The sequence below is a fragment of the Gemella bergeri ATCC 700627 genome (assembly GCF_000469465.1).
Lineage (GTDB): Bacteria > Bacillota > Bacilli > Staphylococcales > Gemellaceae > Gemella > Gemella bergeri.
The window spans coordinates 1-604 of sequence record NZ_KI271843.1 but is presented as its reverse complement, the minus strand read 5'-3'; the positions used below and the strand labels follow the sequence as shown (position 1 = coordinate 604).

General features: G+C 27.0%; 1 protein-coding gene. It reads right to left on the bottom strand.

Annotation, left to right across the window (positions count from 1 at the left end):
• Positions 1-604, bottom strand: a 604-nt coding sequence (locus HMPREF1983_RS04240) for an IS3 family transposase (RefSeq protein WP_021753066.1), incomplete at both ends; no start/stop codon positions are given.

The following is a 604-nucleotide window of genomic DNA, read 5'->3' as shown; positions in this document are numbered from 1 at the left end:
TTTTATTGTCAAATTCTTTTCCTCTATCTGTATGAATTAATTCTATTTCACTTAGTGAATAGGGGATTGTTTTTAACGCTATTAATATTAACTCTGCATCTTTTTTCTTTCCTGTTGAATATCCTATAATTTCTCTATTAAATAAATCTATTATTAAACATACATAATTCCATTTGTTTCCTACTTTCACATATGTTAAATCTGTCACTATTTTTTTCAATGGTTTTTCTTCTTTGAATTCTCTATTTAGTTTGTTTTGTGTTTTACTTTCATTTGATTGTGATTTTTGTGGTTTATAATTTTGTTTTGTGTAGTTGGATTCTAGTCCATATTTTTTCATGATCTTCCCTATTTTTCTTCTGCTTACTTTTAAGTTATAGTTAGCTTTTAAATACTTTTTTATCTTTCTGGTACCATAGTTCTGTCTTCCTATTTTGAATGCTTCTTTTATTTTGTCTTCTAAGTCTTTTTCATCTCGTTTTTCTTTTGTTTGATAGTAGTAGCTTGCTCGACTAATTCTTAATATTCTACACATCGCCGATATTGGATATTTTTCTTTGTTTTGTTGTATTATTAGTCTTTTCTTCCCATTATCAGCGCTGCT